This is a genomic window from Streptomyces sp. NPDC007157, assembly GCF_040634235.1.
In the GTDB taxonomy this organism is placed as follows: domain Bacteria; phylum Actinomycetota; class Actinomycetes; order Streptomycetales; family Streptomycetaceae; genus Streptomyces.
On sequence record NZ_JBEYFE010000027.1, the window covers coordinates 50,392 to 76,935 of the forward strand.

General features: G+C 71.5%; 24 protein-coding genes. 10 read left to right on the plus strand and 14 right to left on the minus strand.

The features are described 5' to 3' along the window. Positions 1 to 59 precede the first annotated feature (59 nt). The 9 genes from ABZ642_RS36580 to ABZ642_RS36620 are packed head-to-tail and all read right to left on the minus strand — an operon-like array spanning position 60 to position 11,189. Complete coding sequence (locus ABZ642_RS36580; RefSeq protein WP_360492542.1) at positions 60 to 1,067, minus strand: dihydrodipicolinate synthase family protein; 1,008 nt, start codon at positions 1,065 to 1,067, stop codon at positions 60 to 62. Continuing rightward, a complete protein-coding gene (locus ABZ642_RS36585) occupies positions 1,067 to 2,683 on the minus strand; it encodes an FAD-dependent oxidoreductase (protein WP_360492545.1) in 1,617 nt (538 codons plus the stop codon). Before ABZ642_RS36585 ends, ABZ642_RS36580 begins: the two co-directional genes overlap by 1 nt. Next, the gene (locus ABZ642_RS36590; RefSeq protein ID WP_360492548.1) at positions 2,680 to 4,842 is read right to left on the minus strand and encodes a trehalase family glycosidase; all 2,163 of its coding nucleotides are present in this window, start codon (positions 4,840 to 4,842) and stop codon (positions 2,680 to 2,682) included. Before ABZ642_RS36590 ends, ABZ642_RS36585 begins: the two co-directional genes overlap by 4 nt. Beyond that, positions 4,839 to 5,675, minus strand: a complete 837-nt coding sequence (locus tag ABZ642_RS36595) for an ATP-binding cassette domain-containing protein (protein ID WP_360492551.1) — start codon at positions 5,673 to 5,675, stop codon at positions 4,839 to 4,841. The genes ABZ642_RS36590 and ABZ642_RS36595 overlap by 4 nt, the downstream gene beginning before the upstream one ends. Next, on the minus strand, positions 5,672 to 6,706 hold the full coding sequence (locus ABZ642_RS36600; RefSeq protein WP_360492554.1) for an ABC transporter ATP-binding protein: 1,035 nt from the start codon (positions 6,704 to 6,706) through the stop codon (positions 5,672 to 5,674). The genes ABZ642_RS36595 and ABZ642_RS36600 overlap by 4 nt, the downstream gene beginning before the upstream one ends. After that, a complete protein-coding gene (locus ABZ642_RS36605; protein WP_360492557.1) occupies positions 6,703 to 8,241 on the minus strand; it encodes an ABC transporter substrate-binding protein in 1,539 nt (512 codons plus the stop codon). Before ABZ642_RS36605 ends, ABZ642_RS36600 begins: the two co-directional genes overlap by 4 nt. Positions 8,242 to 8,290: 49 nt before the next feature. Then, on the minus strand, positions 8,291 to 9,172 hold the full coding sequence (locus ABZ642_RS36610; protein ID WP_360492560.1) for an ABC transporter permease: 882 nt from the start codon (positions 9,170 to 9,172) through the stop codon (positions 8,291 to 8,293). Next, positions 9,172 to 10,098 carry an ABC transporter permease gene (locus ABZ642_RS36615; RefSeq protein ID WP_360492563.1) on the minus strand — a complete coding sequence of 309 codons (927 nt, stop codon included), beginning with the start codon at positions 10,096 to 10,098 and terminating at the stop codon, positions 9,172 to 9,174. The genes ABZ642_RS36610 and ABZ642_RS36615 overlap by 1 nt, the downstream gene beginning before the upstream one ends. Then, positions 10,095 to 11,189 (minus strand): LacI family DNA-binding transcriptional regulator, encoded by a 1,095-nt coding sequence (locus ABZ642_RS36620; RefSeq protein ID WP_360492745.1) that lies wholly within the window; start codon positions 11,187 to 11,189, stop codon positions 10,095 to 10,097. The genes ABZ642_RS36615 and ABZ642_RS36620 overlap by 4 nt, the downstream gene beginning before the upstream one ends. Positions 11,190 to 11,450: 261 nt before the next feature. Between ABZ642_RS36620 and ABZ642_RS36625 the strand changes: the two genes are divergently transcribed. From ABZ642_RS36625 to ABZ642_RS36635, 3 genes are all read left to right on the plus strand, one after another. Beyond that, the gene (locus ABZ642_RS36625) at positions 11,451 to 12,302 is read left to right on the plus strand and encodes a phytanoyl-CoA dioxygenase family protein (RefSeq protein ID WP_360492566.1); all 852 of its coding nucleotides are present in this window, start codon (positions 11,451 to 11,453) and stop codon (positions 12,300 to 12,302) included. A 4-nt stretch (positions 12,303 to 12,306) separates the two neighbouring features. Then, positions 12,307 to 13,284 (plus strand): AraC family transcriptional regulator, encoded by a 978-nt coding sequence (locus tag ABZ642_RS36630; protein ID WP_360492569.1) that lies wholly within the window; start codon positions 12,307 to 12,309, stop codon positions 13,282 to 13,284. A 276-nt stretch (positions 13,285 to 13,560) separates the two neighbouring features. After that, entirely contained in the window at positions 13,561 to 14,697 is a 1,137-nt protein-coding gene (locus tag ABZ642_RS36635) for a substrate-binding domain-containing protein (RefSeq protein ID WP_360492572.1), read from the plus strand. A gap of 228 nt (positions 14,698 to 14,925) precedes the next feature. On the opposite strand, the gene ABZ642_RS36640 is transcribed toward ABZ642_RS36635, so the two are convergent. Then, positions 14,926 to 15,849, minus strand: coding sequence for an AraC family transcriptional regulator (locus ABZ642_RS36640; RefSeq protein ID WP_360492575.1), 924 nt, complete (start codon positions 15,847 to 15,849; stop codon positions 14,926 to 14,928). A 103-nt stretch (positions 15,850 to 15,952) separates the two neighbouring features. On the opposite strand from ABZ642_RS36640, the gene ABZ642_RS36645 reads away from it, so the two are divergent. Then, on the plus strand, positions 15,953 to 16,930 hold the full coding sequence (locus tag ABZ642_RS36645) for an MBL fold metallo-hydrolase (protein WP_360492577.1): 978 nt from the start codon (positions 15,953 to 15,955) through the stop codon (positions 16,928 to 16,930). Between the two features lie 56 nt (positions 16,931 to 16,986). Here the strand turns inward: ABZ642_RS36645 and ABZ642_RS36650 are convergent, their stop codons facing one another. After that, on the minus strand, positions 16,987 to 17,757 hold the full coding sequence (locus ABZ642_RS36650; RefSeq protein ID WP_360492580.1) for an SDR family oxidoreductase: 771 nt from the start codon (positions 17,755 to 17,757) through the stop codon (positions 16,987 to 16,989). Between the two features lie 171 nt (positions 17,758 to 17,928). Between ABZ642_RS36650 and ABZ642_RS36655 the strand changes: the two genes are divergently transcribed. Next, positions 17,929 to 18,570: a TetR/AcrR family transcriptional regulator gene (locus ABZ642_RS36655; RefSeq protein WP_360492748.1), complete on the plus strand. Its 642-nt coding sequence runs from the start codon at positions 17,929 to 17,931 to the stop codon at positions 18,568 to 18,570. Here ABZ642_RS36655 and ABZ642_RS36660 read toward each other — a convergent pair. Continuing rightward, a complete protein-coding gene (locus ABZ642_RS36660) occupies positions 18,515 to 19,084 on the minus strand; it encodes a CGNR zinc finger domain-containing protein (RefSeq protein ID WP_360492583.1) in 570 nt (189 codons plus the stop codon). The two genes, ABZ642_RS36655 and ABZ642_RS36660, sit on opposite strands and share 56 nt — an antisense overlap. Positions 19,085 to 19,128: 44 nt before the next feature. After that, positions 19,129 to 19,353 carry a hypothetical protein gene (locus ABZ642_RS36665; RefSeq protein ID WP_360492586.1) on the minus strand — a complete coding sequence of 75 codons (225 nt, stop codon included), beginning with the start codon at positions 19,351 to 19,353 and terminating at the stop codon, positions 19,129 to 19,131. A 198-nt stretch (positions 19,354 to 19,551) separates the two neighbouring features. On the opposite strand from ABZ642_RS36665, the gene ABZ642_RS36670 reads away from it, so the two are divergent. Continuing rightward, positions 19,552 to 19,983, plus strand: coding sequence for an Ohr family peroxiredoxin (locus ABZ642_RS36670; protein ID WP_360492589.1), 432 nt, complete (start codon positions 19,552 to 19,554; stop codon positions 19,981 to 19,983). A 116-nt stretch (positions 19,984 to 20,099) separates the two neighbouring features. After that, positions 20,100 to 20,315: a DUF4177 domain-containing protein gene (locus ABZ642_RS36675; protein ID WP_352222334.1), complete on the plus strand. Its 216-nt coding sequence runs from the start codon at positions 20,100 to 20,102 to the stop codon at positions 20,313 to 20,315. Positions 20,316 to 20,385: 70 nt separating this feature from the next. Here the strand turns inward: ABZ642_RS36675 and ABZ642_RS36680 are convergent, their stop codons facing one another. Then, on the minus strand, positions 20,386 to 22,668 hold the full coding sequence (locus ABZ642_RS36680) for a (Fe-S)-binding protein (protein WP_360492592.1): 2,283 nt from the start codon (positions 22,666 to 22,668) through the stop codon (positions 20,386 to 20,388). Between the two features lie 244 nt (positions 22,669 to 22,912). Here ABZ642_RS36680 and ABZ642_RS36685 point away from each other — a divergent pair, with 244 nt between their 5' ends. The 3 genes from ABZ642_RS36685 to grpE all read left to right on the plus strand — a co-directional run bounded on the left by ABZ642_RS36685 (position 22,913) and on the right by grpE (position 26,521). Continuing rightward, positions 22,913 to 23,932: an MraY family glycosyltransferase gene (locus ABZ642_RS36685; RefSeq protein WP_360492595.1), complete on the plus strand. Its 1,020-nt coding sequence runs from the start codon at positions 22,913 to 22,915 to the stop codon at positions 23,930 to 23,932. Positions 23,933 to 24,026: 94 nt separating this feature from the next. Next, complete coding sequence (gene dnaK, locus ABZ642_RS36690) at positions 24,027 to 25,868, plus strand: molecular chaperone DnaK (RefSeq protein ID WP_360492598.1); 1,842 nt, start codon at positions 24,027 to 24,029, stop codon at positions 25,866 to 25,868. Next, complete coding sequence (gene grpE / locus ABZ642_RS36695) at positions 25,865 to 26,521, plus strand: nucleotide exchange factor GrpE (protein ID WP_351708062.1); 657 nt, start codon at positions 25,865 to 25,867, stop codon at positions 26,519 to 26,521. The genes dnaK and grpE overlap by 4 nt, the downstream gene beginning before the upstream one ends. Positions 26,522 to 26,544: the final 23 nt, after the last annotated feature.

Below are 26,544 nucleotides of genomic sequence, written 5' to 3' on the forward strand. Positions count from 1 at the left end.
GAGCGGTACGGCGGAACGGGAGCCGGCGGGTACCGGTAGCGAGCGGGGGGCGTGCGGGATCAGGCGCGTATGAGATGTGCGTCGACCGGCGCGAGCAGGTCGAGCAGGGCGTGTCGTTCCTCGTCGGAGCACGGCGCGAAGGGGGCCGCGACATGCGGCGGGCACAGCCCTCGTGCGGCCAGGACGGCCTTCACCGCCGGCACACCGGGTCGTACGGTGTGCAGCGCCAGCACCCGGTCGAGCAGCTGCTGCGCGCGGCGCGCGTCATCGTCCCGGCCGTCGCGGTGGGCCCGGAACAGTTCCACGGCCGCGCCCGGCGCCAGGTTGGCCACCCCGGGGACCACCCCGTCGGCCCCGAGGCGCAACGCGTCCAGCGCCTGCCGTTCCGCGCCCTGGCTGACCCCGAAGTCGTCGCGCCGGCGGGCCGCGGTGAGGGCGTGGCCGAACAGCGCGAGGTCGCCCGAGCTGTCCTTGATGCCCACGAGGTGGGCGAGTCCGGTCAGTTCGTCGAGCAGGGCGGGGGTCAGCGGATTGCTGTAGCGGGGGGCGTTGTAGGCGACGACGGGAACGCCGAGGCCGGCCAGGGCCGCGTAGTGGGCGACGATCTCGTCGTGCCGGTGGTGGAAGTAGACCGGCGGACTGAGCACCAGCGCGTCCGGCGCGGCGGGCAGCACGGCCTCCGCCCGGGCCAGCGCACCGGCGGTGCCGGGAGCGGTGACATTCACCAACACGGGTCCGCCGTCGACCAGTTGGCGCCAGCGTTCGGCCACCCCCGTGGCGAACTCGGCCAGTTCCGCCGTGGGCAGCAGCGGGCCCTCGCCGTTGCTGCCGAAGAGCATGAGGCCGCGGGCGCCTGCCGCCGCCAGCGCGCCGAGCAGGGCGTCGGCGGCCGGGACCGACGGTCGTCCCGGGCGGTCCATCGGCGTGACCAACGGGACCGTCACACCGGCCAGCAGGGCTCGTCCGCCGGTCTTCCTGTTCTCGTCGCCGCCCAGCCGCTCCGCCGCGAGCGCGGTGACGGGCCGGCGTCCGGCTGCTGCGCCGTCGTGCCTGTTCCGGCCGCTCATCAGTACCCCCTGACCTCGGGCCAGGCCAGTTCGACTCCGGCGCGGGTGAGTTCGGTCTGGAAGCGGCTCAGCAACTCGGCGTCCTCGTAGACCTGGTCGGCCTCCAGGCGGTTGTCGAGGCAGTGCGCCGCCAGTGATCCGGCCGCCTCGCCGATGTTCCACTCGACGGGGTGCAGCCGGTAACAGCCGTTGGTGATGTGGGTGGTGCCGATGTTCTTGCACACCGGCAGGAGATTGCGAAGCCGTACCGGGAGCAGGGCGCCCAGCGGGATCTGGAAGGGGCTGCTGGCGACGTCGATGTAGGTGTCGCCGCCGGTGGAGGGGTGCAGGTCGATCCGGTACATCCCGATGCCGACGGAGTCCGGACAGCGCACCGCGCCGTGCTCGCCCCGGACGGCCAGGGACAGGTCCTGTTCGACGATCCGGCGCCGGGCCACGATCCGCCGCGACTCCCGGATGTACGGTGCCTTCGCCAGTCCGTCGGCCGTGCCGAACACGTCGCCGCGCAGCCGTAGCCCCGGCCAGCCGGTGCCGCCGTCGGGGCGGGGCGCCTCGGTCTGGAGCCAGTAGAGCATGCTCATGCTCAGCTCACGGGCCCCCGCCAGATGCCGGACGCGCTCCTTGTCGTCCACCCCGATCAGCGGTCCGGGCAGATAGTCGATCATGGGCCAGTTGACGATGGTCACATCGCTCGCGGCGAAGCCCGGCCGGTACAGCTTCCGGGAGACCACCCGGCGGAACTCCCACAGCTCCTTGTCCCCCGCGTCCTTGCCCTGGTCGGCGACCACCGGCCCCGCCGCATCGGCGTTCGGGGTGAAGCCGCGCTCCACGGTCTCCAGCGTCCTCGGGTCGGGCGCGCTCAGGCTCAGCAGCCGGTTCGGCCACTGCGGGGGGTGGTAGGCGGCCCAGGCGTCGTAACCGGCCGGGCGGTCGACGGTGTGGTCCTCGCCGGCCAGATGGTCGACGGCGAACACCCAGGAGAACGCCTGCATGTTGGCCGGCTGCGCCTCCGCCGGCGCGCTCGGCTCCCCGGTGTCCCGACGCGACTCGAACCCCGTCACGTGCTCGGCGCCGGTCAGCGGCAGCAGGTCGCCGAGTTCCGTCGCGTCCAGGACGTACGGCGCCGACACCTCGACCTGGCTGCCGTCCCGGCTCTCCACCAGCACGGACCGCACCCGGTCGCCGGCCACGGACGCGGCCACCGGCCGGTGCCCGTACAGGATCCGCAGCCGGCCGGCCGCCACGTACGGCGCGACCATGGCCTCCAGCACGGCGACGGCCACCCTCGGCTCGTGACAGAGCGCGCTGACCCGCCCCTCGCCCGGGTTGAGATACCGGCGCCGCCTGGCCTCCTCGGTGAGCGGGTACCACCTCCGGTAGTGGTCGCGGATCGCCTCGCGCAGCGCCCGGTAGGTGCGGGTGGCGCCGAACTGCTCGATCCAGGTGTGCTCGTCGGGCGGTACGCCCTGACTGGTGAGCTGACCGCCGATCCACTCGGTCTCCTCGGTGAGCAGGACCGTCCGCCCCCGGTCGAGGGCGGCCAGCGCGGCGGCCACGCCCCCGAGGCCCCCGCCCACCACGAGGATGTCCGTGGCCGCCGACGTCTCCGCGCTCATGTCCCGCTCCCGTCCTGTGCGGCACGCCCGCGATCCGGGCCGAACACGAAGCTCCGGGGTGCGCCCTTCACGTCCACCGGCACGGGCGGGCCACCGCCCGGCGGGGTGACCAGGACGTCACCGACGCCCTCCGCGGTCCCGCTCACCCGGTCGCCGGTCAGCCGGTAGCCGCGTACGACGACTCCGGGCGCCATGTCCAGCAGCACCCGTCCGTCGAGGCCGACGGTGAGCCGGTCGGCCGCCCGGACGTCCAGGCGCCCTTCGCCGAGCGGCAGGTTGCACAACTCGGCGGGCTCGCCCGGGTGCGCGAACCGCCAGCCTTCGGTCCGCGCGTCGGCCAGCTCCCCGAAGGCGAGATACGCCAGCAGCCCGCCCCAGGCCATCAGCCCGTCCGACCGCTTCTGGAGACCCGTCAGGTTCTCGCCCGCCACGGCCGGATAGTTCTCCCTGACATGGCCGTGCTCCCGCCACTCGTCGAGGAACAGCCGCAGCAGGGCCCCGACCACCGGCCGGCTCAACTCGGTGAGTTCGTAACGCCGTAGCCCGCGTACGGCGAGATAGGCCATCGGCGCCCAGATCCGGCCGCGCCAGTAGGTGGCGGCGAAACCGGGGTCGTTGCGCGCCACGCTGGGCAACGGACGGGTGCCGCCCAGTACTTCGGGCCGGAGCAGGTCGGTGGCCATCGCCGCCGCACGGCCGGCGTCCGGCAACCCGCCGAGCAGCGCGTACAGCATCGTCGGCGAGACATGCGGATCGTGCGCGCCCGCCGAGGTGAGATTGCGGTAGCCGCGGTGCTCCTCGTCCCACAGCAGCCGGTCGGCGGCCGCCCTGGCCGTGGCCGCCTCGGCGCGCAGCCGGTCGGCCGTCGCACCCTGTCCCAGGACTTCGGCGATCTCCGCCAGGGCCTCGGCGTCGGCGATGTGCAGGGCGTTCAGGCCGACGTCGGCGAGGTCCATGGTGTGGGTCGCCGGGTCGTAGCGGGCCTCGTCGTACATCGGCGAGTCGTCCAGTCCCGACTCCCGTCTGGCCCGGTCCAGGGTCGCCGAGGCGGGGTCGTCCGGAACCGGGTCGGAACCCCAGGCGAGCAGCCCGTGCGGTCCGCGCCGGGCCCGGGGCCACCAGTCGTGCCAGGCCAGCAGTGCCGGGAAGGTGTCGGCGAGGAGTGTCGTGTCGCGGGTCTCGGGCGACAGGCCGCCCGCCAGATACGCCTGGTGGACCGTGAGTGCGCCCACCGGCGGCTGCGAACGGTCGTCGGTGCGGCCCCGCTCGTCCGAGATCCGGTTCGGGATCATCCCGGCCGCGTCCGCGTACGGGAGGATCTGCCCGAAGATGCCGCGCGCGTAGTCCCGGTCGACCGCGGAGGCGGCGAGGCCGGTGAAGAAGGTGTCCCAGGCGTGCAGGGCCCAGGTGCCGTAGAAGCCCTTGCGCTCGGCGCAGACGAAGTCCCGCGAGGTGGGGGTGAGGACGCGGCCGAGGTCCGGGGCGTAGACGGTGTTCCAGGTGACGGCCCTGGTCAGGGCGGATGCGGCTGCGCCCAGCCAGCCGGTGGAGCGGAGTTGGGTGTGCGCCGCTGCGAGGGCCGCTTCGTGTCGTCTTTCGGGTGCGGCGCCACGGGGGCTGGTCGCGCGGTTCCCCGCGCCCCTTCGGGGCGCTGATGTGGCCGACGTGATCCGTAGGTCTACGGCGTTGTCGCTCGGCTCGGCGTCGAAGGCCAGCAGCAGTGCGTCTGCCGGGCCCTCGATCCTACGGGCCGGTGTCGAGGTGGTGACCGTCCAGCGGAGCCCACCGGCACGGACGACGGCCGTCCGGCCCGTCGGCTCCTCGATGGCGTGCAGGCCCTCCACCGATGCCACGATCACGCCCGTACTCTCGGCGCGCACGTCCAGCACATCGCCCGGGCCGCCCGCGAAGACCAGCCGCAGCCGGTGGCCGGCCGCGCGTACCGTCACCTCGGCGTAGCTGCCGTCCACGGTGTGCGGGCCCAGGCGGTCGAGACCGTCGCGCCAGGTGAAGCCGTCGAGGACGGGGTCGTCGGGGCCCAGTACGCCGAACCGCACCCGTGGGCCGGACGGCAGCCTGCTCATACCCGTGTGGGTGCGGACGTCCCAGGTGTTCCAGCCGGTCGGCGCCGGAGTCACCGCGGCGCGCCTCTCGCTCATACGCCCGCCTTGTCGTCGGCGGTGCCGTCACCGGGCACCGAGTCGTCCAGGTCCAGGGCCGCGTCCAGCAGGGCCCGGGTGTACGCGTGCTGCGGGGCGGTCAGCACCTCGGCGGTCCGGCCCTCCTCCACGAGCACGCCCCGGCGCATCACCGCCACCCGGTCGGCGATCTGGTGCACCACCCCCAGGTCGTGGGAGATGAACAGCATCGCGAGCCGGTGCCTGCCCCGCAGGTCCACCAGCAGCCGCAGGATCTGGGCCTGCACCGACACGTCGAGCGCCGACACCGCCTCGTCGCAGACCAGCAGCCGGGGCCGTACCGCCAGCGCTCTGGCGATGCTGACCCGCTGGCACTGGCCGCCCGACAGCTCCCCCGCGCGCCGTGACGCCACCTCGGGGTCGAGCCCCATGTCGGCGAGGAGTCGGTGCAGGGCTTCGGTGCGGTCGCCCTCGGGCGCGGTGACCGGGTGGGTGTTCCACACCTCGGCGATGATCGAGGCGACCGTCATCCGCGGGTTCAGCGAGGAACGCGGGTCCTGGAAGACCATCTGGACCGCGCGCCGCAACTCGGGGGGCCTGCGTCCCGCGCGGGCGAGCGGCCGGCCGTCGAAGGTGAGCGTTCCGGCGCCGGGCCGCAGCAGTCCGGCCACGCACCGGGCCACGGTCGTCTTGCCGGAGCCGGACTCGCCGACCAGGCCGAGTGTCTCCTCGGGTGCGACCGACAGGCTCACCCCGTCGACGGCGACCAGACCGCCCCGGCGGCCCGGTCCCCGCCCGCCGTAACTGACGCGCAGATCCCGCACATCGAGGAGTGGGTCCTCGCTCGTGCTCACGAACCCAGCACCTCCTCCGCGAAGTGGCAGGCGCTCCGGCGGCCCGGCGCCACCTCCCGCACCTCCGGTACTTCGGCGCGGCAGCGGGCGCGGGCGAGCGGGCAGCGTGGATGGAAGGCGCAGCCGGCCGGCCGGTTCGCCGGGGTCGCGGGGGCGCCCGGCAGCGGGTCGGCGAGTGCGGTGCGGGTTCTGACGGCGGGCACGCTGCGTACCAGGGCGGCGGTGTAGGGGTGGGCGGGGCGGCGCAGTGCGGCGCGGGCGGGGCCGTGCTCGCAGACCCGCCCCGCGTACATGACCACGACCTGCTCGGCCACCTGCGACACGACCCGCAGGTCATGGCTGACCAGCAGCATCGACAGGCCGTCCGCCGTCTGGATGTCGGCGAGCAGCCGCAGGATCCGGGACTGCACGGTGACGTCGAGCGCGGTGGTGGGCTCGTCGGCGAGCAGCAGGGTGGGCCGGCCGGCCAACGCCATGGCGATCATGGCGCGTTGACGCAGGCCGCCGGAGAGTTCGTGCGGGTAGGCGCGCATCCGCCGCTCCGGCTCCGGCACGCCGGCCCGGTCCAGGAGCTCGACGACCCGCCGGGTCACCTCGGCGCGCGGCAGCCGGTCACGGCGGGGGATCTCGCCGACCTGGCGGCCGATCCGCTGGGTCGGGTTGAGCGCGGCGAGCGGGTCCTGGAAGATCATCGCGATCTCCCGGCCGCGTACCGCACGGCGCCGGGCCGGGTCGGCGGCGATCAGGTCCTCGCCGTGCCACAGCAGCCGGCCCGCCAGGGTGGCGCCCTCGGGCGGCAGGCCCAGGACCGCGAGGGCGGTCATGGTCTTTCCGCTGCCCGACTCGCCGATCAGCCCGACGGTGGTGGCGCGTGGCACGTCGAAGGAGACGCCGTCCACCGCGCGTACCCGGGTGCCGTGCGGGCCGGGCAGTTCCACCACCAGGCCGTCGACGCGCAGCGGCGGCCCGTCGGTCGCGGGCGGGGCCGGTGCGGCGGCCCCGCGTTCGGGTGCGGTTCCGGCGGGGGTCACGAGCCGTCGGTCCGTACGCCGGCGAAGTCCGGCAGGCCGCTGGCGTCGGGGACGAAGCCCTTCAGGTCGCTGTTCCAGGCGTAGGCGATGCTCACCGACATCGGGTACATCCCGACGGCGTCCCGCCAGATGATCCGGCTCGCCCGGCCGTATAGGTCGGTGCGCTGCTGTTTGTCGGCCGTCGCGCCCGCCGACGCCAGCAGTCCGTCCAGCTGCTTGTCGCAGTAGCCCATCCGGTTGGCGGCGCAGGTGTAGAGGCGGCCGAGGTTGCTGGCCGCGTCGTAGCTGGGGGTGGCCAGCTGCTGGAAGTTGATGTCCCACTTGAGGGCGATCAGGTCCGCGGTGAAGGTGGCCTGCTCCTTCTCCAGCGGGTCCGCCCGCACGCCGACCTTCTGCAGGTCGGAGACGACGGCCTGGATGAAGGGCCGGAACTCGTCGTTGGCGAACTGGAGCCGCAGTTTCTTGGAGAAGTCGAAGCCGGCGGCGGTGAGCGCGGCCTTGGCGGCGGCCGGGTCGTAGGCCACCGGCGGCTGCGGTACGTGGCCGAGGACGACGCCGGTCACGGGCGCGTCGGCCGGCTTGCCGGTCTCGGGGTAGAGCTTGGCGATGATGGTCCTGAAGTCGACCGCCTGCCAGATCGCCCTGCGTACCTTCGCGTCCTTGAGGGCGGGGGTCGAGGAGTTGAACCACATGGTGAACTCGGCGCTGCTCGGCACCGTCCGCACGGTCAGGTCCTTGTCGCCCTTCAGCGAGGCCAGTTGGTCGTCGGGGATGCCCCAGACGACGTCCACCTCGCCGGTGCGCAGCGCGGTCAGGCGCGCCGACAGGTCGGGGACGTTGCGCACGGTGACCTGGTGGAGCGCGGGCTTCGTGCCGCCGTACTTCTTGTTGGGCACCAGGACCAGCGACTGGCCCGGGGTGAACCCGTCGACGGTGAACGGGCCGGAGCCCACGGGGTGGTTGAAGAAGGCGGTGTCCTCCTTGCCGACGCCGGAGGGGAGGACGTAGAAGGTGCCGAGCTTGCCCGGGACGGACGCGTCGGGCGCGGGGCTCTTGAGCACCACCTCGGTGGGGGAGACCTTGGTCATGGTGTAGCCGGGGAAGTTGCCGGCGTTGGGGCCGTTCAGGGTGATCATCCGCTGGAAGGACGCCACCACGTCGTCGGCGTCGAGCGGGGAGCCGTCGGAGAAGGTCACGCCGGAGCGCAGCGTGAACGTCCACCGCGTGACGTCCTTGTCGGGCTTCCAGGAGGTGGCGAGGTCGCCCTTGAGGGTGCCGTCCGCGGTGGGTTTCACCAGCCTGCTGAAGATCTCCTGGGCGGCCAACTGTGTTCCGGTGGAGGCTCCTTGGGCGCCGTGCGGGTCCAGGCTCTCGATCGGGTAGGTGCCCGCGACCGTCACGTCGCCCGAGGCGCCGCCCCCGCCGCCGTCGCCGCCGGAGGTCGTCGAGCAGGCGGCGAGGAGGGCCGCGCCCGCCGTGCAGGTGGTGGCGAGCCGGATCAGCCGGCTCCGCCCGTACGCACGCGTCTTGGTCATGGAGGTGCTCCTGTCTGTGAACGAGAGCGGTGCGCGAAGTCCGGGAGGTTCAGTCGGAGCGGCCCCGCCCGTAGCGGGCGGTGAGCTGGTCTCCGAGGATGCCGACGTTGATGATCAGGAAGGACAGGGCGATGCCGGGCAGGGTGGAGATCCACCACTGCGTCTCCAGGTACTCCTTGCCGTTGGCGATGGTCTGCCCCCAGGACACGGTCGACAGGGGCAGCCCGATGCCGAGGAAGCTGAGCCCGGCCTCCGCCAGCACCACCAGCGCGAACTCGAGGGTGGCGAGGGCCACGATCGGCCCCGCCGTGAACGGGAGGACGTGCCGGGCGAGGATCTTGCGGCCCGGCACCCCCAGCACCCGGGCCGCGTCGACCCAGGGCCGCTCCCTGAGGGAGAGCGCGACACCGCGGGTGACCCGGGCGAAGGTGATCCAGCCGGTCGCCGAGAGCGCGAGGACGACCAGCAGGACACTGCGCTCGAAGGCGCCCGCGATCACGATCGCCAGCAGGATCGCGGGAAACGCCAGCAGGATGTCGAAGACCCGGGCGAGTACGGCGTCCACGGCACCGCGGAAGTAACCGGCGACGGCACCGAGGAGGACCCCTACGAGACCGGAGAGGGCGACCGTGGACACGCCGATGAGCACCGACGTCCTGGCCCCGTAGACGATCTGGGCCAGCAGGTCACGGCCGAGCCCGTCGGTGCCCAGCCAGGCCGTGCCCCCGGTGGAGGTCCGGGAGCCGGGGGAGAGCAGCCGGTCGTCCAGGGACGTGTGCACCGGGTCGTAGTGGATCAGCGGCGGCCCCACGACGGCGACCAGCAGGTAGCAGCCCACGACCACGGCGGGGACCCGGGAGAGCGGCCCGCGGCGCCGCGCCCGCGACGGGGCCGCCATCAGCGTCTCGGGGGCGGTGGCGAGGTCGGCCATCAGACGGCTCCCGTCCGGATCCGCGGGTCCAGCTGGGCGATGAGCAGGTCGGCGACCAGGTTGAGGACGACGACGATGCCGGCGACCAGGAGGGTGGCGCCCTGGACGACGGCGTAGTCGCGGTTGGCCACCGCGTCCACCACCAGCGAGCCGAGGCCGGGCCAGGCGAAGACGTTCTCGACGATCACGGCGCCGCCGACCAGCGCCCCGACCTGGACGCCCACCACGGTCACCACCGGGATCAGCGAGTTGCGCAGGGCGTGCCCGAGCAGCACCTGACGCCCGGTCAGTCCCTTGGCGAGCGCGGTCTGGATGTAGCCCTCGCGCATCGTCTCCGCGAGGCTGGTCCGGGTCAGCCGGGCGATGATCGCGACGAACGGGAACGAGAGGGTGACGGCCGGCAGCACCAGATGCTGGGGCGTGCCGGACCCGGAACTGGGCAGCAGGCGCAGGCCCAGGGCGAAGACCAGCACCAGCATGATGCCGATCCAGAACGTGGGGAAGGACTGGAGGGCGATCGTGCAGGCCGACACCACCCGGTCCACCACCCCGCCCGGCCGTCCGCCGGCCAGCATGCCGAGCGTCAGTCCCACGAGCACCGCGATCACGGTGGCGGTGAGCGTGAGGTCGATGGTGGCGGGCAGCCGGTCGAGGACCGCGTCCATGGCGGGCCTGCCGAGCCGGTGCGACTCGCCGAAGTCAAGGCGGGAGACGTCACCGAGATAACTCAGGTACTGCGCGCCCAGCGGCCGGTCCAGTCCGAGCGAGGCGCGCAGGCTGTCGATCTGGCTCCGGTCGGCGTCCGGTCCGAGCAGCACGGTCGCGGGGTCGCCGGGCGCGGCCCGGACGATGAGGAAGATCAGCGAGGCGGCGCCCCACATCACGAAGACGCCGACGAGCAGCCGGTGCGCGATCATCCGGATCATGCGCCGGGCCTCCCGCCCGTGCGGGCCGGTCCGATCGAGTCGCCGGGTATGAACGCGCAGGGCACCGTCAGCTGTCGTGGCTCGCAGGTCTCCTGGTCGAGGAGTTCGATCAGCAGCCGTACGGCCTCACCCGCCATCCGGGCGCGGGGCAGGGAGAACCGGGTCCAGTTCCGCAACTCCGGTGTCCAGGACGGCGGATCGCCCAGCAGGGCCAGTGAGCAGTCCGCCGGGAACCGGACGCGCTCCGTGCCAGCCATGGTCGCCAGCGCCTCGGTGAGCCGGTTGTCCTCGGTCGGTTCGACCAGCAGCGCGGTGATCCCGAGGTCGCGGATCCAGTCCTCGAGATGGTCGACCGTCAGGTCCGCCGGGTCGGTCAGGCTCCGGATCAGCGCCTCGTCCAGGGCGATGCCTGCCTCGGCGAGCCCGCGCCGGTATCCCTCCTCGCGGTCCCGGGTGGGTTCGCTGTCCTCCAGGGCCCGCAGATACAGGATCCGCCGGTGGCCGAGGAGCGCCAGCTCGGCGACGAGTGCCGCGGTCGCGGAGACGTAGTCGGCGGCCACGTAGGAGAGTTCACCGTCGTCCACCTCGCGGCGGCCGACGAAGACGAAGGGGAAGTCCTCCCGGACCAGGGCGGAGAGTTCCTCGCGGCGGACGTTCCGGCCGAGCAGCACACAACCGTCTGCGATCTTCAGCCGGTTGGCCCCGCCGACGTAGATCGACCGCTCGGCCGCCGAAGGACCGGATCCGCCGCCGGAACAGAACAGCAGCAGGTCGTATCCCTGCCGTGCCGTCTCCGCCTCCACGCCGAGCAGAAAGGGGTAGTAGAAATCGCGCTGGTCGGTCGGGAAAACCGACTCGAACGTGTACAGCCCGAGCAGTCGATTCCGGCCGCCTTTCAGACTGCGTGCGGCGACATTGGCCGTATAGCCCAGTTCCTCGGCCGCCGCCAGCACGGCCCGGCGGGTCGGTTCCGCGATCTGCGCACTGGCCGCACCGCCGCTGATCACCAGTGACACCGTTGCCTGGGAGACGCCGGCGTGCCGGGCGATGTCCCGCTGGGTGGAGCGTCTACGCCGTTCGGGAGGGACCATGAGCACCCCCGGTTAATACGTATTAGCAAGTGCCGAATGACGCTACTCGGACGCCGCGAAACGCGTCAAGACACGTGAACTCCCTTTGTCGGGACCGTTTCCCGAGTATTTCGATCTTGCCGGGTGACAGGAATCGCCATCCCCGTGCGCGGGCGAGCCATGGCAGGCGGGCGGACCGTTCAGGAACATCGGAATCACGGCCGATCTCCGTCGTGCCGCGCATGCTCCGGCAGGAAAGGGAATGCGATGACCGTCCGGGCCATGGTGGAAAACAGTCTCGCCGCCCGCTTCGACCGGGACGGTTACGCCGTGCTGCCGGGCGCCCTGACACCGGACGAGGTGGCGGAGCTGCGCGCGGAGACCGTGCGCATCTGCCGTGGCGAACGGGGCGTCGTCGAGGGGGCACCGGTGCCGGTGGCGGGCGAGAGCGACGACGACACCGTGCGCCGGTTCCTGTGCGTGCACTATCCGCACAAGCTGTCGGCGCTCATGCTCGACACCATGCGCCATCCCGCCGTCGTCGGGCCGCTGACCGAGGTGATCGGACCCGACGTCAAGTCGATGCAGTCGATGCTGTTCGTCAAGTCCGAGGGCAGGCCGGGCCAGGCGTGGCACCAGGACGAGATGTTCATCCCCACCCGGGACCGGTCCCTGACCGCCGCCTGGCTCGCCCTGGACGACGCCACCGTCGACAACGGCTGCCTGTGGGTCCTGCCGGGCTCGCACCGGCCCGGCGTCATCTACCCCAACCGCGAGCACGACGACGCCCGTTACGACTGCACGGTCCAGTCCTACGGCTTCCCGTACGACGAGACGGACGCCGTACCCGTCGAGATCGCCGCCGGTTCGGTGCTGCTCTTCAACGGCTACCTGCTGCACAAGTCGCTGCCCAACACCGGCCGGCGGGGCTTCCGGCGGGCCCTGGTCAACCACTACATGAGCGCCTCGTCGCTGCTCCCCTGGGCACCGCCGGACGCCGAAGTGCCCATGGCGCAGGCCGACTTCCGGGACGTCGTGCTGGTCGCCGGGAGCGATCCGTACGCCTACAAGGGCACCACCGACATCCGCACACCCCGGGTACGTCGCGACCGGTCCGGGGGCTGCGACCGGTGAGGCCATGACGCGGGACGCCGGGTCCGTCCCGCTCCCGGCCCCCGCACTACTCGCCCGGCTGGGCCCCGCCGTCGCCGACTACCCGCCCGGGTCGGTCTTCGGCCCCCGGGACGCGGGGTCGTACGAGTTCGTCTGGCTGCTGCACGGCAGCGCCCGCTGGGTCTGCGGTGATCTGACCGTGCCGCTGACGCCGAGCGCGCTGCTGCTCGTACGCCCCGGTATGCGCGACACCTTCCACTGGGACCCCAACCGGCCCACCCGGCACGGCTACACGCACTTCCGGCTGCCCCCGGCCGTGCCGGGCGCACACTCCCCCGACGACACCGGCTGGCCCGTCGTCCGCGACCTCACGGGGCGGGGCGATCCGATGGCCGCGCTCTGCCAGTACCTCCTGACGCTCGGCGCGGCCCGCCCGCCGGCCTGGGAGCGGCACGCCGAGGAGACCCTGCGGCTGCTGCTCCTCACCTTCGTGCACGGCCCCGGACCCGAGACCGGCGCGGGCACGCTCCCTCCGCCGCTGGTCGCCATGATGGCCGCGGTCCGCGCCCACTGGTCGGACGGTGTCGCCCGGCCGCTCGCCCTGGAGCGGCTGGCGTGGGCGGCCGGGGTCTCGGAGAGCACGCTGTGCCGGATCTGCCGGCGGCGTCTCGGCGCCGGCCCCGTGGAAGCGTTGGAACGGCTGCGCCTGGCGCGGGCCGAGCCGCTGCTGTGGCTGAGCAACCTCTCGCTGCGCGCCATAGCGCTCCAGTGCGGCTTCGCCGACGCGTACCACTTCTCGCGCCGCTTCCGCGCGGTCTACGGCCTGCCCCCGAGCGCCTTCCGCGCCGTCCCGCCCGAGTCGGCGCCACCCTCCCCGATCACGAACGGCGCGCTGTCCGCGCTCCAGGCCCTGGCACCGCCCGCGCACACCGCTTCCGGGCAGCCGCCGCCGGGCTCCGGGCCGGCCGCCGGGGCCGCCGAACGGGCTGATTACCGGCGATAGCGGCCGCGAAGCGGCCGGGACGTCACACGGCCTTCACCGATCCCCGGCTTGGGCCCACCGAAATCCGCACATGCGGCGACCTGCCTCTCGCCTTCCTGTCCGCACCTCCCTGACCAGCAACAACCCTCGCCCTGCCACCCGTTGCCGCCCCGCCGTACCCGGTACCGTCCAACAGGCCCGCTGCCCTCACGGCTTGACGCGTCCGGCCGCTCCGCGTTTGCTTCCCTCACATCGTCGGTTGCGCATGATGTTCCCCCCACTCGGAAGGCGCCTGATGTGAGCGCTCCTGTCCTCTGCGGCACCCCCGTGCCCCGTATCGTCCTGGCCCTGGCCGCCGCCACGTCCGCACTCACGCTCACCGCGTGCGGTGTCGTCGACAGCATCGACGGCGGCGGTGACTCGGCGACCGCCGCGAAGGGCGACGACATCACGGTGGGTCTGCTCCTGCCCGACAAGGACACGGCCCGGTTCGAGACCTTCGACCACCCCATCTTCACGAAGGAGGTCGCCTCCCTCACCCACGGCAAGGGCAAGGTCGTCTACGCCAACGCCGAGGCGAGCCCGGCCACCCAGAACCGGCAGTTCCAGCGGATGGTGGACCGGAAGGTCGACGTCATCCTGGTGGACGCGGTCGACGCCAAGGCCGTCGCACCGGAGGTCCGGAAGGCGAAGGACGCCGGCATCCCCGTCATCGCCTACGACCGCCTCGCCCAGGGCCCGGTCGACGCGTACGTCTCCCACGACAACGAGCTCGTCGGCGAGGTGCAGGGCCGCGCCGTCCTGGAGGCGCTCGGCAGCAAGGCGGGGACCAGCGAGATCGTCATGATGAACGGCGACCCCGCGGACCCGAACACGGCGAGCTTCAAGGACGGCGCCCTCGACGAGCTCCGGAACAAGGTCCGGATAGCCAAGGCGTACGACACCGACAAGTGGTCGCCGGCGGTCGCCGAGGCGAACATGAAGAAGGCGATCGGGACCGTCGGCCTCAAGAACATCGCCGCCGTCTACTCGGCCAACGACGGCATGGCGGGCGCCGTCATCGACGCGATGAAGGAAGCGGGGGCCACCCGGATCCCGCCGGTCACCGGGCAGGACGCCAACCTGGACGCGGTGCAGCGGGTGGTCTCCGGCGAGCAGTACATGACCGTCTACAAGTCGTTCCTGGACGAGGCCACCCAGGCCGCCCAGATGGCGGTGTACAAGGTGCAGGGCAAGGACATCCAGTACGACGCGCTGACCCGTGACACGGTCGTCAGCGCGAGCGGGCGGAAGATCCCCGCGACCCTCGTGCCGGTGGTCTCCCTCACCAGGGACAACATCAAGGACACGGTGGTCGCGGACGGCGTCTACTCCGTCGACGAGATCTGCACCCCGAAGTACGCGGCGGACTGCGCGGCGATCGGTCTGAAGTAGCGGCGCCCGGTCCCGTGCGACGGCGATCGGTCCGGTGCGACGGCGACCGGTCCCGTGCGACGGTGCCTGGTCCCATGCGACGGCGATCGGTTCGGTGCGACGGCGACCGGTCCTGTACGACGGTGCCTGGTCCCATGCGACGGCGATCGGTCCGGTGCGACGGCGACCGGTCCTGTACGACGGCGCCTGGTCACGTGCGACAGCGAGCGGTCCGGTGCAGCGGACCGCTCAGGCCGTGATCCGCTCCCCGGTCCGGGACCGGAACCGCCCCGGCGTGGCCCCGAACTCCCGCTTGAAGGCGTGCGAGAGAGCGTAGGGGGTGCCGTAGCCGACGCGGTGGGCGATGGTGGCCAGCGACTCCTCGGTGTCGCGGAGCAGGGTGGCGGCGAGGGTCAGCCGCCACCAGGTCAGGTACGCCATCGGGGGCCGGCCCACCAGACCGGTGAACCGGCGGGTCAGGGTGGGCCGGGAGACCCCCGCCTCGGTGGCGAGGCGGTCGTTGGTCCAGGGCGCGGCCGGGTCCGCGTGCAGCGCGCGCAGGGCGGCGGCCGTCACCGGGTCGGTCAGTACGCCCGGCCAGGCACCGGTCGCGTCCTCGGCCATCCAGGACCGGATCATGTAGACGAGCAGCAGGTCGAGCAGGCTGGGCACCGAGATGAACGAGCCGGGCCGCCGTGTGTCCAGTTCGCGTCCCAAGAGGTCGATCGCGGACCGGAGTTCGGGGTGGCTGCCGACCCGGTTGGGCAGGTGGACGACCTCGGGCAGCTCCGCCATGAGCGGGTGCGCCCGGCTGCGGTCGAGCCGGTACTTGCCGCACAGCATCTCCACGTCGTCGAACCCCGCCCGCCCGTACGGCTGTTGCATCCCGGGCCGGTCCTCGAAGGGCACCGCGCGCGCCACGGTCTCCGCGTCGGCGGGGGAGTCGGCCAGCACATGCCCGGTGCCGTGCGGGAGCAGCACCGCGTCCCCGGTGCCGAGCGAGACCGGGGCGCCGCCGTCGGGAAGCAGCCAGCAGCTCCCCTTCAGGACGACATGGAAGCCCGCCCCCTCGTACGGAGCCAGCCGGGTGCACCAGTCGCCGCTCACCCGCAACCGGTTCGAGGAGGGCTGCCCGACCCGTACGGCGGCGATCGCGTCACTCAGCACGTCCATGACGGCATGCTATCCGGCACCGCACATCTGTGAGCGGAATGCGTATCGGTATGAGCCGGAAAAGCATTGAGACGCTCTGCAGATGCCTCTTAGGGTCGATCTCATGAACACGGACACGGACACGGACACGGACGTGAACGGGAACGGGAACGCGGCAGGCGAGGGCGGCGGGAGCGGCGGCCTCACCCAGAGCGTCGTACTGGGGGACGTCGAGGTCACCCGGGTCGTCGAGTTCCGGGCGGCCTACACACCGACCCGAACCCTGGTGCCGGAGTCGACCGCCGAGGTCTGGACGGACAACGCGCACTGGCTGGCGCCGGACCACTGGGACCCGGACACCGACAGGGCGGTGGTCGCACTGCAGACGTGGGTGCTGCGCAGCGGCGGGCGGACCGTCCTGGTCGACACCTCGGTGGGCAACGGGCGCGAGCGGCCCGGCGCACCCGGATTCCACCAGTGGCAGGGCGACTTCCTCGGTCTGCTGGCCCGCGCCGGGGTGCGGCCGCAGGACGTCGACGTCGTCGTCAACACCCACATCCACGCCGATCACGTCGGCTGGAACACCATGGCCGTCGACGGCGGCTGGGCGCCCACGTTCCCCAACGCCCGGTACCTCGTCCCGGCCGCCGACGACTTCTACTTCGGGCCCCGGGGCGGCTACGCGAAAGGCGCGCGGGAGGACGACCGGCTGATCTACGAGGACAGCATCGCGCCCGTCCACCGGGCCGGGCAGGCCCTCCTGTGGGACGGCGGCTACCGCATCGACGAACACCTCACCCTGGAGTCGGTCCCCGGCCACACCCCCGGATCCTCGGTGCTCCGGCTCGCGTCGGGGGACGACCGGGCGGTCTTCGTCGGCGATCTGCTGCACAGCCCGGTCCAGATCCTCCAGCCGCGCTGGAACAGCTGCTTCTGCCTCGACCCCGGGCAGGCGGTGGCCGGCCGCCGCCGCATCCTCGAACGGGCCGCCGCCACCCGCGAACTGGTCGTCCCCGCACACTTCGGCGGAGCCGGCGCGGTGGAGGTCCGCAAGCAGGGCGACGCCTTCACCCTCGGCCCGTGGGGAGCATTCGCCCCCTGACCCGGCCCTGACCCGGTTCCACGAACCCGACCGACGAACCCGACCGACCGGCCGCGCTACGTCGTGACGACGGCGACCCCGGTCCTGCCCCCGTCGACATCCACCACGGTGCCGTGCACGAAGGACGCCTCGTCGCCGGCCAGCCAGACCACGGCATGGGCGATGGCGTCCGGGGTGCCGACCTGACCGGCCGGGGTGCCCTTCATCATGACCTCGCCCGGGTGGGGCTCCGCGCCCGGCGGGGTCGGGGGCAGGATCACGCCCGGTGAGACGGCGTTGACCCGCACCCCCTGGGGACCGAACTCCGCCGCCCAGGCCCGGGTGAGGGTCTCCATCGCCCCCTTGGTGGAGCTGTAGAGCGCGCCGACGGGGACGGCGAGCCGGGCGATCCACGAGCCGAGGTTGATGATCGCCCCGCCGCCGGCCTCCACCATCGCCGGGGCGACGGCGGCGGTCAGGAAGAACGGCGCCTTGACGTTGACCGCGTAGACCTGGTCGAACGTCTTCTCGTCGGTGGCGGTGGTGCCCGGGGAGGGATAGATGCCGGCGTTGTTCACGAGGATGTCGATCCGCCCGCCCAGGGTCTCGCGGGCCCGGGCGGCCAGGTCCCGGGAAGCCTCCGGGCTGCCGTCGAGGTCCGCCGCCAGGAAGTCGGCCCGGCCACCGGCGGCGCGGATCCCCGCCACCACCTGTGCGCCCCGTTCCGCATTGCGCCCGGACACGACGACATGGGCCCCCTCGGCGGCCATCGCCTCGGCGATCGCCTGCCCGATGTTGCTGGTCGACCCCGTGACCAGGGCCGTCTTGTTCCGCAGCCGTTCACTCATGACGCCGTCCTCCTGAGTCCGTATCCCGCGGCGGTCCGTATCCCGCGCCGAGCGGGGTGCGGTCCACTGTGCGTCGCATAAAATGGACCAGCAAGTCCAGAAAGTCGACCGCCGGCGCGATCCACGCCACCGGAGTTCGGAGGGAGGAGCCGGATGCCTGAGACGCAGACGCTGCCTGAGACGCTGACCGCGAAGGGTCGGGCCACCCGGGCCCGGATCGTCGAGGGGGCCGCCGAGGTGCTGCGCGCGCAGGGGGTCGCGGCCACCACGCTCGACGACATCCGCGGCCGTACCGGCACCAGCAAGAGCCAGCTCTTCCACTACTTCCCCGACGGCAAGGACGCCCTGCTGCTCGCGGTGGCCCGGTACGAGGCGGACCGGGTCCTGGCGGACCAGCAGCCGCACCTGGGGCGGCTGGACTCCTGGGAGTCCTGGCGGCAGTGGCGGGACGTGGTGGTGGAACGCTACGAACTCCAGGGCGACCAGTGCCCCCTGGGCTCGCTGTTCCTCCAGGTCGGTCGAGCCGGTCCCGGCGCCCGGGCGATCGTCACGGAGCTGATGCGGCAGTGGCGGCAGCAGCTGGCCCGCGGCATGCGCGCCCTCCAGGCGAACGGGCTGGTGTCACCGGACCTCGACGTCGACCGCACGTCCGCCGCACTGCTCGCGGGCATCCAGGGCGGTGTCTCGATCATGATGTCCACCGGTGACTCGACCCACCTCAAGGCGGCCCTCGACACCGGCATCGAGCACCTGCGCCTCAGCGGGCCGCCGCAGGCGCCGTCTTCTTGCGAGCCCGGTACGCGGCTGCCTTGATCCTGTTTCCGCAGGACTCCATCCCGCACCACTGCCGCCGCATCCCCCGGGAGCGGTCGATGTAGGTGCGGGTGCACTCCGGGTTCTCGCACTCCTTCAGCAGCGGCACGTCCGGCCCACTCAGCAGCTCGACGGCGTGCCGTGCCACCAGGGAGAGGGCCTCCTCCGGCGTGGCCTGTGTCCAGCGCCCCGACGGCGTGAGCTGTGGCACCGCGGGCGGCTTGCGTGCCGCGTTGTTGACGACGGTCAGCGCCGCCCCGTCGTACTCCTCGCCCAGCCGGCGGGCGGTCACCAGCCGGTAGACGGCCTCGCGCACGGCCCTGGCCTGCTCGACGTCGGCCTCCTCGCCGGGCGAGACCGCGTCGACGATGCCCGACTCCACGTACCAGGCGTTCAGCCGGTCCGGCGTCACGAACATCTCGAAGCGCACCGACCGGCGCGCCCGGAGCGTGGCGGCGAAGTCCAGGGCCGGGTTTCCGCAGACGAACACATGGGAGGCGCTGTCGAGGTTCACATCACCATTCTGACGGGTGACTCCGCTGCCATCAAGGCCGGCCCTCAGAGGCCGAGATCGGCGGCGAGGCAGGAGAAGGACGCCCATGACCCCTCGGGGTCGTAGGCGTAGCGGGCCGGGTCGGCCGGGGTGGCCGTGTGTTCCTCGACCATGTCCTCAAGGCGGATGCGCGCGGGCAGTGCCCCGAACCGCGCCCGCCGCAGCGCCGCCGCCGCGTCGTCCGTGGCGGCCGTAGCGGCCGTGAAGTCCTTGGTGTTCCGGCTCTCCATCGCTGAACTCCCTTCGTGCGACTCGATGCTCAGCGACTGTCGCATGAGGGTCGTCACCAGTCAAGAGGGTGATGAATTTCGCTGGATGGCTTTATATGCAGTTCACTCTCCTCATGCATCACCGGCTTGACTGGTGACGACGAGGCCTGCAAGTATCTGATCACCGCTTCGACAGGTGACGAACAAGGGAGAACTGTCATGGCCGTCAGCTACACCGCCGTCGTGAACGTCGACGGAGAGGGCCGCAACGGCGGCCGGGTCCACTCCGCCGACGGGCTTCTTCGGACCACGCTGGCCATCCCGAAGGAGCTGGGCGGCGCCGGCGACGCCACCAACCCCGAGCAGCTGTTCGCGGCGGGCTGGGCGGCGTGTTTCCTGGGCGCCGTGCGCCGCGCCGCGGCCGAGCGCAAGGTCCGGCTGACGAGCACCGCCATCACCGCCGAGGTCACCCTCCATCACGGTGACGACGGGGAGTTCGGCCTGGCCGCCGTACTCGATCTCGAACTCGGCGGCGTCGACCAGGCCACCGCCGCCGAGCTGGGTGCGGCCGCCCACCGGATCTGTCCCTACTCCAAGGCCACGCGCGGCAACATCCCGGTCACCGTCAACGCCACCGCCGCCGCGGCCTGACGCGACCGGCGCCGCCCAATTCCGGTCCCGCGGTGTGCGGCGGTGCCCCGGGGTGATTGTCTGGCCCCGGCAACCCGTCCCGACCCGGCCCCGGCCGGCAGGAGGATCCCTCAGTCATGAGCAGTGCCTACGCGTACGAGTACAAGGTCGTCACCTTCCGGGAGTCGCTGATCGGCGACGCGCTGGACAGCGACAAGCTGGAGAAGGTCCTCAACAAGCACGCCGAGGACGGCTGGGGCCTCAAGGCCATCACCTCCGCCGACGTCAAGGGCCGGATAGGTCCCGGCGCCGTCGAGGGCCTGCTGCTGACCTTCGAGCGCCCGCGCGGCTGACCGAGCCGGAGCACACGAGAAGCGCCCCCCGACCCGCAGTGGGTCGGGGGGCGCTTCTCGTGCGAACGGGTTACTTCACCGGCTCCGGCTCCGGCGCGCTCTCCTGCTCCGCCTCGCCCGCCGGGTCGACCGGCGTCTTCACGGAGTCCAGGAGCAGCTGGGCCACGTCGACCACCGTGATGGACTCCTTGGCCTTGCCCTCGTTCTTCTTGCCGTTGACCGAGTCGGTGAGCATCACCAGGCAGAACGGGCAGGCCGTCGAGACGATGTCGGGGTTCACCGACAGTGCCTCGTCCACGCGCTCGTTGTTGATGCGCTTGCCGATGCGCTCTTCCATCCACATCCGGGCACCGCCGGCGCCACAGCAGAAGCCGCGCTCCTTGTGGCGGTGCATCTCCTCGTTGCGCAGGCCCGGGACGCTGGCGATGATCTCGCGCGGCGGCGTGTAGATCTTGTTGTGGCGGCCCAGGTAGCAGGGGTCGTGGTAGGTGATGATGCCCTCGACCGGGGTGACCGGGACCAGCTTGCCCTCGTCCACCAGGTGCTGGAGCAGCTGGGTGTGGTGGATGACCTCGTAGTCGCCGCCGAGCTGCGGGTACTCGTTGCCGATGGTGTTGAGGCAGTGCGGGCAGGTGGCGACGATCTTCTTGGCCGACTTCGGCTTGCGGGACTCCTCGGTCACCTTGCCGTCGTCGTCCGTCTCCTCGCCGAACGCCATGTTCAGCGCCATGACGTTCTCCATGCCGAGCTCCTGGAACAGGGGCTCGTTGCCGAGGCGGCGGGCGGAGTCGCCGGTGCACTTCTCGTCGCCGCCCATGATCGCGAACTTGACGCCCGCGATGTGGAGGAGTTCGGCGAAGGCCTTCGTCGTCTTCTTGGCGCGGTCTTCGAGGGAGCCCGCGCAGCCGACCCAGTACAGGTACTCGACCTCGGTGAGGTCCTCGATGTCCTTGCCGACGACCGGGATCTCGAAGTCGACCTCCTTGAGCCACTCCAGGCGCTGCTTCTTCGCCAGGCCCCAGGGGTTGCCCTTCTTCTCCAGGTTCTTGAGCATCGTGCCCGCCTCGGAGGGGAAGGCGCTCTCGATCATCACCTGGTAGCGGCGCATGTCGACGATGTGGTCGACGTGCTCGATGTCCACCGGGCACTGCTCGACACAGGCGCCGCAGGTGGTGCAGGACCACAGGACGTCCGGGTCGATGACGCCGTTCTCCTCGGCGGTGCCGATGAGGGGCCGCTCGGCCTCGGCGAGGGCGGCGGCGGGCACGCCTGCCAGCTGCTCCTCGCTCGCCTTCTCTTCGCCCTCGGCGGTCTTGCCGCCGCCCGCGAGCAGGTAGGGCGCCTTGGCGTGGGCGTGGTCGCGCAGCGACATGATCAGCAGCTTGGGGGAGAGCGGCTTGCCGGTGTTCCAGGCCGGGCACTGCGACTGGCAGCGGCCGCACTCGGTGCAGGTGGAGAAGTCCAGCAGGCCCTTCCAGGAGAACTGCTCGACCTGGGAGACACCGAAGACGTCGTCGTCACCGGGGTCGGTGAAGTCGATCGGCTTGCCGCCGGAGGTCATCGGCAGCAGGGCGCCCAGGGAGGTCTCACCGGTGGCGTTGCGCTTGAACCAGATGTTCGGGAAGGCCAGGAAGCGGTGCCAGGCGACGCCCATGTCGGTCTTGAGGGCGACCACGATCATCCAGATGAACGAGGTCGCGATCTTCAGGCCGGCGAAGAAGTAGGTGAGGTTCTGGAGCGTGGAGACGTCCATGCCCCGCAGCCAGGAGACCACCGGGTAGGAGATGAAGAAGGAGGCCTCGTAGGAGTCCACGTGGTGCTGGGCGCCCTCCAGGGCGTGCAGCATGAAGATGCAGACACCGACGATCAGGATGACCGTCTCGACGAAGTACGCCTGGCCGAAGTTGGAACCGGCGAAGCGGGACTTGCGGCCGGGCCGGTTCGGCTTGCTCAGCTGGCGGATGACGATCAGCACCAGGATGCCGAGGACCGTCATGGTGCCGATGAACTCGACGAAGACGTTGTACGGCGCCCACTCGCCGATGATCGGCAGCAGCCAGTCGGCCTGGAACAGCTGGCCGACGGCGTTGACGATCGTCAGCAGCAGCGAGAAGAAGCCGACCGCGACGAACCAGTGCGCCACGCCGACGATGCCCCACCGGTTCATCCGGGTGTGGCCGAGGAACTCCCTGACCACCGTGACGGTCCGCTGCACGGGCTCGTCGGTACGGGTGCCGGCGGGCACGTTCTGGCCGAGCCGCATGAAGTTGTAGATCTGCAGGACGGCGCGGGCGAACAACGCCACGCCGACCACGATCAGAACCAGCGACACGATGATCGCGGCGAGTTGCATGGGGGGCTCCTCGGGCCTGCGAGGGGTCTCTTCGGGTCTCTTCGCGAGGGTGCCCGAAATTACTAAGCGGTAACTTATGCAGTCGGTCTGAGACTACCCGCATCTTTACTCGCACTGTAGTCAGGTGCGGGGTGATCTGAATCGCTGAGGTGTGCCTGACCTGCCGCTGCCTTGCGGCGGCAAAGTGATCGTGTTATTCGTGTTATTCGTACGGAATTGTTACATTTAGGTCTAATTTAGACCCGTGCTCTACGGGATCGTCGCCGCCACCACCGCCCTGCTGCTCGCCGCCGTCCTCGCCGCGCTGATCCGGCCGCTCGCGCTGCGGCTGGGGCTCGTCGACCGCCGGCGGGCGCGCCCCGTCCCGGTGCTCGGCGGGTTCGCCGTCGTGGGCGCCACCTGTCTGGTCGCCGGCGCCGGTGACTGGAGCGGGGTCGCCCCGCTCGGTACCGGGGTCGGGGAGCTGCTGGCCGCCGGGGGAGCCGTGGCGCTCCTCGGGCTGGTCGCCGACGTGTGGCGGCTGAAGACCCGGTTCCTGCTCCTCGGTACGGCGGTGGCGGCCGCCTGCGTGGTGCCGTACGGGGAGTTCGGGGTGGTCGAAGGGGTGCTCGGGGTCGGATGGATCGCCTTCGTCGCCGTCGCCTTCAAGGGGCTCGACCACGCGGACGGGCTGGCCGGGACCGTGGGGGTGATCACCGCCTTCGGGGTCGGGGCCTGTGCCGCCGCCGAGGTCATGGACGGGCTGGCCGTGCTGCTGAGCGTGCTCGCGGCCGCGCTCACCGGGTTCCTGATGCACAACTGGCACCCCGCGCGGATCGCGCTGGGCGCCACCGGCTCGCTGTTCGCCGGGTTCGTGCTGGCCGCGGCCGCGCTGATCACCCGGACCGGGTACGACCCCGGCGCCAGCGCGGGGGTGCTGTTCGCGCTCACCGCCGTCGCGAGCGCCGACGTCCTGCTCGTGGTGCTGTCGCGGCTGCTCGCCGGGCGGCCGGTGCTGCGGCGCGGGCCCGACCACCTCGCCCACCGGCTGCGGCGGCTCGGGCTCACCCCGCCGGGCACGACCGTCTTCCTCGGCGCCGGATCCTTCGCGGGGGTACTCGTCGGGGTGCTCGTGCATGGTGGCTGGGTCGGGCGGACAGGCGCCACCTGCGTCGCCTGCGTCACCGTCAGCGTCGTGCTGCTACTCCTTCGGGTGCCCGTGTATGGACCCCGACGCCTGGAATCCACGCAGGTCAGCGGCCACTTGCGTGTAAGGAACGGATAAGAGTTGAGTCTTCACGACTCAGGTCTGTTGACCCATGGCCAGGCTTGATGCACACTTGAGTCCGTTCCACTCAAGTCAGCTGGAGGAAATCACCATGGCACGTGCGGTCGGCATCGACCTGGGCACGACTAACTCTGTCGTCAGCGTTCTTGAAGGCGGCGAGCCCACCGTCATCACCAACGCCGAGGGTGCCCGGACCACGCCGTCCGTCGTCGCCTTCGCCAAGAACGGCGAGGTTCTGGTCGGCGAGGTCGCCAAGCGTCAGGCGGTCACCAACGTGGACCGCACCATCCGGTCCGTGAAGCGTCACATGGGCACCGACTGGAAGATCCAGCTGGACGGGAAGGACTTCAACCCGCAGCAGATCTCCGCGTTCATCCTGCAGAAGCTGAAGCGGGACGCGGAGGCCTACCTGGGTGAGAAGGTGACCGACGCGGTCATCACCGTCCCGGCCTACTTCAACGACTCCGAGCGCCAAGCGACGAAGGAGGCCGGCGAGATCGCGGGCCTGAACGTCCTGCGCATCGTGAACGAGCCGACCGCCGCGGCGCTGGCGTACGGCCTCGACAAGGACGACCAGACGATCCTCGTCTTCGACCTCGGTGGCGGCACCTTCGACGTGTCCCTCCTGGAGATCGGCGACGGCGTCGTCGAGGTGAAGGCCACGAACGGCGACAACCACCTCGGTGGTGACGACTGGGACCAGCGGGTCGTCGACTACCTGGTGAAGCAGTTCGCGTCCGGCCACGGCGTGGACCTGGGCAAGGACAAGATGGCCCTGCAGCGTCTGCGTGAGGCTGCCGAGAAGGCCAAGATCGAGCTGTCCAGCTCCACCGAGACCTCGATCAACCTGCCCTACATCACCGCCTCCGCCGAGGGCCCCCTGCACCTCGACGAGAAGCTCACCCGCGCCCAGTTCCAGCAGCTGACCGCGGACCTCCTGGAGCGCTGCAAGACGCCGTTCCACAACGTCATCAAGGACGCCGGCATCCAGCTCGGCGAGATCGACCACGTCGTCCTCGTCGGCGGCTCCACCCGTATGCCCGCCGTCGCGGAGCTCGTAAAGGAGCTGACCGGCGGCAAGGACGCCAACAAGGGCGTCAACCCGGACGAGGTCGTCGCCATCGGCGCCGCCCTCCAGGCCGGTGTCCTCAAGGGTGAGGTCAAGGACGTCCTGCTCCTCGACGTGACCCCGCTGTCCCTCGGTATCGAGACCAAGGGCGGCATCATGACCAAGCTCATCGAGCGGAACACGACGATCCCGACCAAGCGGTCCGAGATCTTCACCACCGCCGAGGACAACCAGCCCTCCGTCCAGATCCAGGTCTACCAGGGCGAGCGCGAGATCGCGGCGTACAACAAGAAGCTCGGCATGTTCGAGCTGACCGGTCTGCCGCCGGCCCCGCGCGGTGTCCCGCAGATCGAGGTCGCCTTCGACATCGACGCCAACGGCATCATGCACGTGACCGCGAAGGACCTGGGCACGGGCAAGGAGCAGAAGATGACCGTCACCGGCGGCTCCTCGCTGCCGAAGGACGAGGTCGACCGGATGCGCCAGGAGGCCGAGCAGTACGCGGAGGAGGACCACCGCCGCCGCGAGGCCGCCGAGACCCGCAACCAGGGCGAGCAGCTGGTCTACCAGACCGAGAAGTTCCTCAAGGACAACGAGGACAAGGTCCCGGGCGAGATCAAGACCGAGGTCGAGGAGTCCATCGCCGAGCTGAAGGAGACGCTCAAGGGCGAGGACACCGCCGAGATCCGCACCGCCACGGAGAAGGTCGCGGCCGTCTCCCAGAAGCTCGGCCAGGCCATGTACGCCGACGCCCAGGCCTCGCAGGCCGCCGCCGGCGGTCCCGCCGGTCCGGCTGCCGGTGACGCCGACGACGTGGTGGACGCCGAGATCGTCGACGACGAGCGCAAGGACGGTGCCGCGTGACGGAGGAGACCCCGGGCTTCGAGGAGAAGCCCGACGTCCCCTCCGGCGCCACCTCCGACGACGCCGAGCCGAAGGCCGCTCCCGCACAGGGGGCGGCCCCGGCCGGGGACTCAAGCGCACAGCTGGCCGGTCTGACGGCGCAGCTGGACCAGGTGCGCACCGCGCTCACCGAGCGCACCGCGGACCTCCAGCGCCTCCAGGCCGAGTACCAGAACTACCGCCGCCGGGTGGAGCGCGACCGGATCACGGTCCGGGAGATCGCCATCGCGAACCTCCTGACCGAACTCCTGCCGGTGCTCGACGACATCGGCCGCGCGCGGGAACACGGCGAACTGGTCGGCGGTTTCAAGTCGGTGGCCGAGTCGCTCGAAACGGTCGCGGCGAAGATGGGACTCCAGCAGTTCGGCAAGGAGGGCGAGCCCTTCGACCCGACGATCCACGAGGCCCTGATGCACTCGTACGCGCCCGACGTCACCGAGACGATGTGCGTGGCGATTCTGCAGCCCGGGTATCGCATCGGCGAGCGCACCATCCGCCCCGCGCGGGTGGCGGTCGCCGAACCGCAGCCGGGAGCGACCCCGGTGAAGGCCGAGGGGACCGAAGAGGCCCCCGCGGCAGGCGACGAGAAGGACAACGGCCCTGAGGAGGGCTGACGTAATAAGTACCGAGCGGAAGG

Bases quoted from the DNA above. Each gene is read 5' to 3' on its own strand.
- ABZ642_RS36625 (WP_360492566.1), top strand. From the start codon at position 11,451: ATGGTGGAAAACAGTCTCGCCGCCCGCTTCGACCGGGACGGTTACGCC.
- ABZ642_RS36675 (WP_352222334.1), top strand. From the start codon at position 20,100: ATGAGCAGTGCCTACGCGTACGAGTACAAGGTCGTCACCTTCCGGGAG.
- ABZ642_RS36665 (WP_360492586.1), bottom strand. From the start codon at position 19,353: ATGGAGAGCCGGAACACCAAGGACTTCACGGCCGCTACGGCCGCCACG.
- ABZ642_RS36650 (WP_360492580.1), bottom strand. From the start codon at position 17,757: ATGAGTGAACGGCTGCGGAACAAGACGGCCCTGGTCACGGGGTCGACC.
- ABZ642_RS36670 (WP_360492589.1), top strand. From the start codon at position 19,552: ATGGCCGTCAGCTACACCGCCGTCGTGAACGTCGACGGAGAGGGCCGC.
- ABZ642_RS36640 (WP_360492575.1), bottom strand. From the start codon at position 15,849: ATGGACGTGCTGAGTGACGCGATCGCCGCCGTACGGGTCGGGCAGCCC.
- ABZ642_RS36580 (WP_360492542.1), bottom strand. From the start codon at position 1,067: ATGAGCGGCCGGAACAGGCACGACGGCGCAGCAGCCGGACGCCGGCCC.
- ABZ642_RS36605 (WP_360492557.1), bottom strand. From the start codon at position 8,241: ATGACCAAGACGCGTGCGTACGGGCGGAGCCGGCTGATCCGGCTCGCC.
- ABZ642_RS36610 (WP_360492560.1), bottom strand. From the start codon at position 9,172: ATGGCCGACCTCGCCACCGCCCCCGAGACGCTGATGGCGGCCCCGTCG.
- ABZ642_RS36680 (WP_360492592.1), bottom strand. From the start codon at position 22,668: ATGCAACTCGCCGCGATCATCGTGTCGCTGGTTCTGATCGTGGTCGGC.
- ABZ642_RS36590 (WP_360492548.1), bottom strand. From the start codon at position 4,842: ATGAGCGAGAGGCGCGCCGCGGTGACTCCGGCGCCGACCGGCTGGAAC.
- ABZ642_RS36585 (WP_360492545.1), bottom strand. From the start codon at position 2,683: ATGAGCGCGGAGACGTCGGCGGCCACGGACATCCTCGTGGTGGGCGGG.
- ABZ642_RS36615 (WP_360492563.1), bottom strand. From the start codon at position 10,098: ATGATCCGGATGATCGCGCACCGGCTGCTCGTCGGCGTCTTCGTGATG.
- ABZ642_RS36645 (WP_360492577.1), top strand. From the start codon at position 15,953: ATGAACACGGACACGGACACGGACACGGACGTGAACGGGAACGGGAAC.
- dnaK (WP_360492598.1), top strand. From the start codon at position 24,027: ATGGCACGTGCGGTCGGCATCGACCTGGGCACGACTAACTCTGTCGTC.
- ABZ642_RS36630 (WP_360492569.1), top strand. From the start codon at position 12,307: ATGACGCGGGACGCCGGGTCCGTCCCGCTCCCGGCCCCCGCACTACTC.
- ABZ642_RS36620 (WP_360492745.1), bottom strand. From the start codon at position 11,189: ATGGTCCCTCCCGAACGGCGTAGACGCTCCACCCAGCGGGACATCGCC.